The organism is Plantibacter sp. CFBP 13570 (genome assembly GCF_014841395.1).
Classification (GTDB): domain Bacteria; phylum Actinomycetota; class Actinomycetes; order Actinomycetales; family Microbacteriaceae; genus Plantibacter; species Plantibacter auratus.
In genome coordinates this window covers 1-7939 of the sequence record NZ_JACYTW010000102.1, presented here as the reverse complement: position 1 = coordinate 7939, position 7939 = coordinate 1, and the positions used below count along the sequence as shown (strand labels likewise).

Genomic DNA, 7939 nt, shown 5'->3' with positions numbered 1-7939 from the left:
GCGCCCGTCGTGGATGCGGCCGCCCCGGCGCCCGCGGCGTCCGGCACGGGGCCGCGCTGGTGGGGCGACCCGGGCGTCGTCAGGTCGGCGACCGCGTAGGCCTGACCCGTGACGATGCGCTGGATGGCGTAGAGGCTCTCGGTGGCCGGCCCGAGGTACTTGCCCCGGTCGTCGGCGTTGCTCGACCCGACCGCGTTGTGTCCGTCGACGGCGCCGAGGTGGTCGCCGTCGCCGAGCGTCAGACCGTCGGAGCCGAAGGTGGTCGCGCCCCAGGAGCTCGTCGCAGGATCGGCTCGACCGGACAGGAACTGGCCGAGACCGGCGAGGGTGTCGGCGCTCGCCTGGGAGGCGTACACGCGGCTCGCCGGGACGTGCAGATCGTCGATCCCGATCTCCGTCGGGATACCGGCCGAACCGAGCATGACGAAGTCGTCGACGTGGTAGTCGCCGGACGCCAACGCGAGCGAGGCGGTCGCCGTGCCGTACGAGTGCGCCACGACGCTCAGCTGCGAGGCGACGCCGTGGGCGGAGCGGACGGCGTCGTATCCGGCGAGCACCCCGGCGAGCAGTGGAGCTCCCTCGACCGCCCGGTCGTTCGACGGCACCTCGAGTGCGCTCGGGCTGTGTCCGCCGATCCAGAGGATGACCGCGCTGTCTGCTGCGGCGGTCTGGATGCGCTTCGCCCCGCGCAGGTAGTCGTCGAGTTCGAGTGCGCTGCTGTTCATCCCGGGGACGAACACCGTGACGTAGGTGGCGGTGTCCACGTCTCCGACGGCGACCGCGACCCGCGGGGGTCCGGAGCCGCCCGCCTGCAACGTGATGAGGTACTCCGGCTGGAGTCGGGCGGCGATCGCGTCCGGTGTGTACCGGTCGACGAGCAGCTTGATCGCGTCCAGGCGCGACAGGGTCGTGGCCAGGGCTGCCGAGTCCGCCTGCCCGTCGACCTGGTCGCTGCTCACGGTCAGCGAGCGGTAGCTCGCCTCGGTGTCGGCGAGGAGGCCGGCGAGGCGGGAGACGTTGGCCGTCGCCCGGTCCGTGTAGGCGACGCCCTCGAGGTTGCCGATGACCGCCGGGTAGCCGGTGATGAGCAGTGCGCGGTACCCGGGGGCGAGCTCGGTCCAGAGCTGCGCGACCTGCGATGAGGACATCGTCGTGAGTGCCGTCGCCGCCGCGGCGAGATCCCCGGCGTAGGCGGCGGTGAAGGCGGCCGCCGTCATCGTCGGGACGGAGGAGGCCGCCGGTGCGAAGTCGGTGGCGGAGATCGCGCTCGCGCCGGCGGTCGAGGTCTGCGTCACCGTGACGACGCCGGCCAGGATCGCGGCGATCGCGACGGTCATGACGATCGACTTGACGAGTGTCGCGCGGGCCGCCGAGATCGGCCGGTGCACCCAGGCCGGCAGCGACAACGACGGGAGGCTCCAGGAGGAGCCGAGGCTGAACGCGGCCTCGCTGCCGCTCGCCAGGTTCAGTCGGGGAGTGGACCGCGGGGCGGCGTCGGTGAAGACACTCGTCACGTCACTCCTGTTCCTGTCTCAGCCCGTCGGGTGGAGCCTCGCGCGACATGGATCACGCATCGAGATCGGGGAGACGAACGGCCGTGAACTCGTTTCCCGAGACGAGCGGCAGCGCTCAATACACCCTTGTATCCATTGTGGCGGGTATTGGCGTGATTTGAACAGCTCAAAACGGGGGGTATCGAGGCCGAAATGACCCGATCTTCCTGGAAATCACCCGAATGTGACCTGGATGGGAGTCAACGGTCGTCCAAGGGTGTGTCGCGAACCACACGGTACGCTCGGAGGCATGCCAGCCGCACCCGCCGACGACGCCCCCCGGAGCTACAGTTTCCTCGGTCCGAGCGGGACGTTCACCGAGGTGGCGCTCGGCCAGGTCGAGGAGGCCAGGGGCCAGATCTGGAAGCCCGTGTCGAACGTCGGCGAGGCGCTCGGCGACGTCCTCGAGGGCCGCAGCACAGCCGCGGTCATCGCCATCGAGAACTCGGTCGACGGAGGTGTGTCCGTGGCGCAGGACGCACTCGCCACGATGCCCGGTCTCCGCATCGTCGGCGAGGTGCTCGTGCCGGTGAACTTCGTACTCGTCGCCCGCCCCGGAACGCGACTGGAGGACGTTTCGGTCGTCAATGCGCACCCCGTCGCCTACGGGCAGTGCCACCTCTGGCTCGACGCGAAGCTGCCCTCGCACGGACACATCCCCGCGTCGAGCAACGTCGCCGCCGCAGCTTCCCTGCTCGACGGCACCTCGACCGCCGACGCCGCGGTCGCCCCGCCCGGCATCGTGAACCACTACGACCTCGACGTCCTCGCGGAGAACATCGGCGACAACCCGAACGCCGTGACCCGCTTCGTCGTCGTCAGTCGCTCACGGGAGATCCCGGCCCGGACGGGAGCCGACAAGACGAGCCTCATCGTCGAGCTGCCGAACGACGAGTCCGGCTCGCTGCTCGGCATGCTCGAGCAGTTCTCCACGCGTGGCGTGAACCTGAGCCTCATCGAGTCCCGGCCCATCGGCGACGCGCTTGGACGCTACCGCTTCGTGATCGACGCCCTCGGACACATCGAGGACGAACGGATGGCCGACGCCCTGCTGGGGCTCCGACGCTTCAGCCCGAACGTGATCTTCCTGGGCTCGTATCCCAGCGCCGATCGCACCGCCGTCGACTACCACTCCCGCTACAACGACGAGGTGTTCATCGAGGCTCGCGACTGGTTGCGCGGGCTGCTGTCGGCGGAGCCGCTCGACCACTGAGCCGTCGCGCTCGCGCACAACTCCTGCTGTCGGTCCGTGTCCGAGCTCGGGGACGGCGTGTCAGCGGGATTCGAGGCGGGGTGCAGGAGTCGTGAGCGCCGACGCGGTGTCGCCGCGGTTCAGCTGACGACGTCGACCCCGTGACCGCGGAGGCGACGCTGGTCGGCGGTGAGCGAGGCGATGAGCCGCTCGTTCGTCCCGCGGATGTGACGCGCGACGAGGTCCGCCGCGCGCTCGGGGTCGCGCGCCGCGACCGCGTCGAGGATGGCGCGGTGCTCCGTGGCGGCCTGCTCTCGGGCCTCGGGCGTCCGCACCTCGAGCCAGCGGGTACGGGCGAGCCGGACCATCGCGCCGCGCACCCCTTCGGCGAGCAGGTGGTTCGCGGACAGTGCCGCGAGCTCCTCGTGGAAGTCGCCGCCGACACGGAGCACCGTGTGCTCGTCGTCGGGGCGGGGTTCGTCGAGCAGGGTGCGGATCGCGGCGAGCTGCGCTTCGGTCGCGCGTTCGGCGGCGAGCCGGACGCCGGCGGTCTCGAGCGCCTCACGGACCTCGGCGATGAGGCCGATCTCTTCGAGGTCGATGGGCGCGACGATCCAGCCGCGGCCGTCCCGACGCGCCAGTCCCTCGGCCTCGAGCCGGGTGAGTGCGGCGCGTACGGGTGTCCGTGACGCCGCGAAGCGTTGCTCGAGCCCCCGCTCGGTGAGCGGCTGACCGGGCGCGAGGTCGAGGGTCAGGATCGCCCCGCGGAGGCGCTCGTAGAGCTGCGTGGTCTGCGTCGGAGTGCTCATCCGTGTTCCCGATCCGGCCGGTGACTCTTGGTATACCAAAATGGTGTACCGTCATGCTAGCAGTGGGAGACACCCAGCGCAGGAAGCGGCACGATGACCGGATCGACACCAGCCCCCGTGGCCCCGGCGACCGCGCGCGGGGCGCGTCCACCGATGCCGAACGCCGGTCGGGCCTGGACCGTCCTCGGGCTCGGTGTCGCCGCGCAGACCGCCGGCACGCTCTTCGTCAGCACCCCGGCGTTCCTCATCCCGCTCCTGCACGCCGAGCGGGGCATGTCGCTCGCCGAGGCCGGCGTCCTGGCCGCTGCCCCCACGCTCGGCATGGTGCTGACGCTCATCGCCTGGGGCTGGCTGGCCGACCGCGTCGGCGAGCGCATCGTCATCGCGGGCGGCCTCGCCCTCACCGCGCTGGCCGCTGCCGGGGCGATCGCCGCGGACGGCCTCATCCCCTCGCTCGGCTACGGTCCGCTCGGCATCCTGCTCCTGCTCGGTGGCGCCGCCTCCGCGAGCACGAACTCGGCGAGCGGCCGGATCGTCGTCGGCTGGTTCCCGAAGGACCGCCGCGGTCTCGCGATGGGGATCCGTCAGATGTCGCAGCCCCTCGGCGTCACGGCGGCCGCTGTGACGGTGCCTTCCGTGGCGGCGGCGTCGGGCATCTCCGCCGCCCTCCTGATCTCGCTCGTCGCGACGGGTGTCCTCGCCGTGGCCTGCACCGTCGGACTCCGGAATCCGCCACGGACCGTCGTGCCGAAGCCGGTCTCGACGGAGACGACGCCGAACCCCGTGGCCGCGCGACCACGCAACCCCTACCGAGGCGACGGCTTCCTCTGGCGCATCCACGCGGTATCGATCCTGCTCGTGGTGCCGCAGTTCACGCTCACGACCTTCGCGCTCGTCTGGCTCGTCACCGATCAGGGCTGGAACGCGCTCGCGGCGGGCGTGCTCGTCGGTGTCGCGCAGTTCGTCGGAGCGATCGGTCGGATCGGCGTCGGGGTGTTGAGCGACCGGGTCGGCAGCCGGGTGCGACCGCTGCGCTGGGTGGCGGTGTCGGCGGTCGTCGTCATGTTGCTCCTCGCCGGCGTGGGGCTGCTGCAGTGGCCCGTGGCTGTCGCCGTCGCGCTCGTCGTCGCCAGTGCCGTGACGGTCGCCGACAACGGGCTGGCCTTCACCTCGGTCGCCGAGATGGCCGGCCCCGCCTGGGCCGGGCGGGCGCTGGGAGCGCAGAACACCGGCCAGTTCATCGCCGCGTCGGTCGTCGGTCCGGCGGTCGGTGCGCTCATCGGCTTGGTCGGCTATCCGCTCGCCTTCCTCGCGGTCGCGGTGCTCCCGGCCCTCGCGATCCCGATCATCCCGAGCGAGGCCGCGGAGCACGACCACCTCTAGGTCGTCGTCCCACCGGTCCGGTGGGCTCGTCTAGTCGACGTTTGACGGATATCTATCGCGGCTGCCAGGCTTGCCGAGGCCCCACGACGGCCCGTGTACCTCCCCGCCGGCGAGTCGCGCTCCACTGCCTCCGACCACCGTCGAGCGACAGCCGGAGACGCCTGGTCGGCCGATCAGAAAGCACCACAGTGACCGGCACCACCACGTCCACCGACCCCGTCCACGCCGTCGCGGAGGCCGCCCTGCGGCGCAACGCGGGCGAACCCGAGTTCCACCAGGCGCTCCTCGAAGTCCTCGAGTCCATCCGCCCGGCGCTCGACGAACACCCCGAGTACCTCGAGGCGGGCATCCTCGAACGTCTCGTCGAACCCGAGCGGCAGGTCGTCTTCCGCGTGCCGTGGACCGACGACCGCAATCGGGTGCAGGTGAACCGCGGCTTCCGCGTCCAGTTCAACTCGGCGCTCGGCCCGTACAAGGGCGGGTTGCGCTTCCACCCGAGCGTGAACCTGTCGATCGTGAAGTTCCTCGGGTTCGAGCAGATCTTCAAGAACGCCCTCACTGCACAGGGCATCGGCGGAGCGAAGGGCGGCAGCGACTTCGACCCGCACGGGCGGTCGGACGCCGAGATCATGCGCTTCTGCCAGAGCTTCATGAACGAGCTCTACCGCCACCTCGGCGAGCACACCGACGTCCCGGCCGGCGACATCGGCGTCGGCGCGCGCGAGATCGGCTTCCTCTTCGGCCAGTACCGGAAGATCACCAACCGGCACGAGTCGGGCATGTTCACCGGCAAGGGCGTCGGCTGGGGCGGCGCCGAGGTGCGCACCGAGGCGACCGGGTACGGGACGGTGTTCTTCGTGGACGAGATGCTCGCTGTCGACGGCCGCGGGGTCGAGGGCAAGCGCGTCATCGTGTCGGGCTCCGGGAACGTCGCGACCTACGCGATCGAGAAGGTCCACCAGCTCGGTGGCACCGCCGTCACCGCATCGGACTCCTCGGGGTACGTGGTCGACGACGCCGGCATCGACCTCGAGCTCCTCAAGCAGATCAAGGAGGTCGAGCGCGGCCGGATCTCCGAGTACGCCGCCCGTCGTCAGGGCGCCCACTTCGTCGCCGGCGGCAGCGTCTGGGACGTCCCGGGGGAGATCGCGCTGCCGAGCGCGACGCAGAACGAGCTGCACGAACGCGACGCGATCGCCCTCGTGAAGCACGGCGTCATCGCGGTCGCGGAGGGCGCGAACATGCCGTCGACGCCCGAGGCCGTGCGGGTGTTCCAGCAGGCCGGCGTCCTCTTCGGCCCGGGGAAGGCGGCGAACGCCGGTGGTGTGGCGACCTCGGCGCTCGAGATGAGCCAGAACGCTGCCAGGCAGCGGTGGTCCTTCGACGACAGCGAGGTGAAACTCCGCGGCATCATGCACGGTGTGCACCGCGCCGCCTACGAGGCCGCCGAACGCTACGGCCGGCCGGGCGACTACGTCGTCGGGGCGAACACCGCCGCGTTCGTGAAGGTCGCGGACGCGATGCTCGCCCAGGGCGTCATCTAGTTTCGTCCCAGTCCCCGACTCAGGAGTGCTCCGGCGCGTCGACCGCTGACGGGCCCGGCGCGCCGCGCACCTCCTGAGTCGGGGACGCGGAATCCGCCGGCGAGGGACGCGGCGGGTGTCGGATTGCGACGGGATGGTCGGCTCCTGGACGGCGAGTGACTAGCCTCGAAGGGTGACCGACCCCCGCCCCGCAACCACCGTCATCGTCGGTGCCGGCCTCTTCGGCCTGGCGACCGCCGTCCACCTCGCCCGCGCCGGTCGACGGGTGACGGTCCTCGAGTCGGGCACCGCCGCCGGTGCGACGACCGCAGCGGGCGCGGGCTTCGTCGGCCTCTGGGCGGCGGGCTACGCCTGGTACTGGGACGAGTCGGAACTCGCTCTCGAGCAGGCGGGCCTCGACTTCTACCGTGGGCTCGACGCGGGCGGATACGACATCGGGCTGCGGAACACGGGTAACGTGTGGCTCGCCCTCACCGAGCAGGCCGTGCTCGACCACCTGCTGCCGTTCGCCGAGCACCCGCTCCGACCCGAGGACGCCCGCCTGCTCACCGCCGTCGAGACCGCTGAGCTCGTTCCGGGTCTCGACCCTGAGGCCATCGTCGGGGCGTTCATCCATCCCGACGGCATCCAGATCAGCGCGCCCGACGCCGGACTCGCGCTCGCGGCGCTCGCCCGGGCCGAGGGCGTCGAGATCGTCGAGCACACGCCCGTCGTCGATCTCCTCGCCGAGGGGGGCCGAGCCGTCGGCGTGCTGACCGAGGCCGGCGAGCGCGTCCTCGGCGACGAGGTCGTCCTCGCCGCCGGGTCCTGGACGAACGGACTCCTCGCCGCCACGGACCGCGTGCTGCCGTTCGCGCGCGTGATCGCGAGCCGCTTGACCACCGCCCCGTTCGGCCTCGGCGAGGTGCCGACCCTCATGATCCCGGAACTCGACGGACTGTGGATCCGGGAGCACCTCGGTGGTCTCACCTACGGCAACGGCGTCGGCTACGAGGCGCTCGCGGTGCACGACAGCCCGGCGGACCGTCGCCCGGACCGCCCCGACCTCGTCGATGCGATGCGGGAGCACCTGTCGCCGATCATCTCCGAGCTCATCCCGGCCGCCGCGCCCGTCGTCGACGACGCCGAAGCCGTGCAGGGGATCGTGTCGTACACCGCGGACCGCCGCTTCATCGCGGGGCCCGTACCGGAGCTGGACGGGCTGTACGTCGTGGCCGGCGACAACGAGTCCGGCGTCACGCACGGCCCCGGACTCGGTCGGATGCTCGCCGAACTGATGGTCACGGGTGAGAGCCCCTTCGTCGACGCGTCACGGTACGCGCCCGGTCGATTCCCGTCCCGTCCGTTCGCCGACGAGGCCGCCGTGGCCGCCGCGATGCCGGCTCGTCGGGCGGTCGACGCGCGCGCCACCGCAGCGACGCGCGTGACGACGGAGTCGGGCCTGCCTGCAGAGTCGGG

6 protein-coding genes are annotated in these 7939 nt (G+C 71.5%); 4 read left to right on the top strand and 2 right to left on the bottom strand.

All coding sequences use genetic code 11. The features are described from left to right. On the bottom strand, positions 1–1514 hold a 1514-nt coding region (locus tag IFT89_RS19125; protein ID WP_307783554.1), incomplete at its 3' end, for an alpha/beta hydrolase. 289 nt (positions 1515–1803) lie between these two features. On the opposite strand from IFT89_RS19125, the gene pheA reads away from it, so the two are divergent. Beyond that, the gene (gene pheA, locus IFT89_RS19120; protein ID WP_192019152.1) at positions 1804–2766 is read left to right on the top strand and encodes a prephenate dehydratase; all 963 of its coding nucleotides are present in this window, start codon (positions 1804–1806) and stop codon (positions 2764–2766) included. Between the two features lie 119 nt (positions 2767–2885). On the opposite strand, the gene IFT89_RS19115 is transcribed toward pheA, so the two are convergent. Beyond that, positions 2886–3554 (bottom strand): GntR family transcriptional regulator, encoded by a 669-nt coding sequence (locus tag IFT89_RS19115; RefSeq protein ID WP_137244136.1) that lies wholly within the window; start codon positions 3552–3554, stop codon positions 2886–2888. Positions 3555–3647: 93 nt separating this feature from the next. Here IFT89_RS19115 and IFT89_RS19110 point away from each other — a divergent pair, with 93 nt between their 5' ends. The 3 genes from IFT89_RS19110 to IFT89_RS19100 form a co-directional block, all read left to right on the top strand. Further along, the gene (locus IFT89_RS19110) at positions 3648–4937 is read left to right on the top strand and encodes an MFS transporter (protein ID WP_374190807.1); all 1290 of its coding nucleotides are present in this window, start codon (positions 3648–3650) and stop codon (positions 4935–4937) included. Positions 4938–5125: 188 nt separating this feature from the next. Beyond that, positions 5126–6481 (top strand): NADP-specific glutamate dehydrogenase, encoded by a 1356-nt coding sequence (gene gdhA / locus IFT89_RS19105; protein ID WP_064296885.1) that lies wholly within the window; start codon positions 5126–5128, stop codon positions 6479–6481. Between the two features lie 172 nt (positions 6482–6653). Beyond that, a partial coding sequence (locus IFT89_RS19100) for an NAD(P)/FAD-dependent oxidoreductase (protein WP_202939755.1) occupies positions 6654–7939 on the top strand: 1286 nt, incomplete at its 3' end.

What these genes read in the sequence shown, in the direction of transcription:
- IFT89_RS19115 (WP_137244136.1), bottom strand. Translation starts at nt 3,554, where the DNA reads ATGAGCACTCCGACGCAGACCACGCAGCTCTACGAGCGCCTCCGCGGG.
- IFT89_RS19110 (WP_374190807.1), top strand. Translation starts at nt 3,648, where the DNA reads ATGACCGGATCGACACCAGCCCCCGTGGCCCCGGCGACCGCGCGCGGG.
- pheA (WP_192019152.1), top strand. Translation starts at nt 1,804, where the DNA reads ATGCCAGCCGCACCCGCCGACGACGCCCCCCGGAGCTACAGTTTCCTC.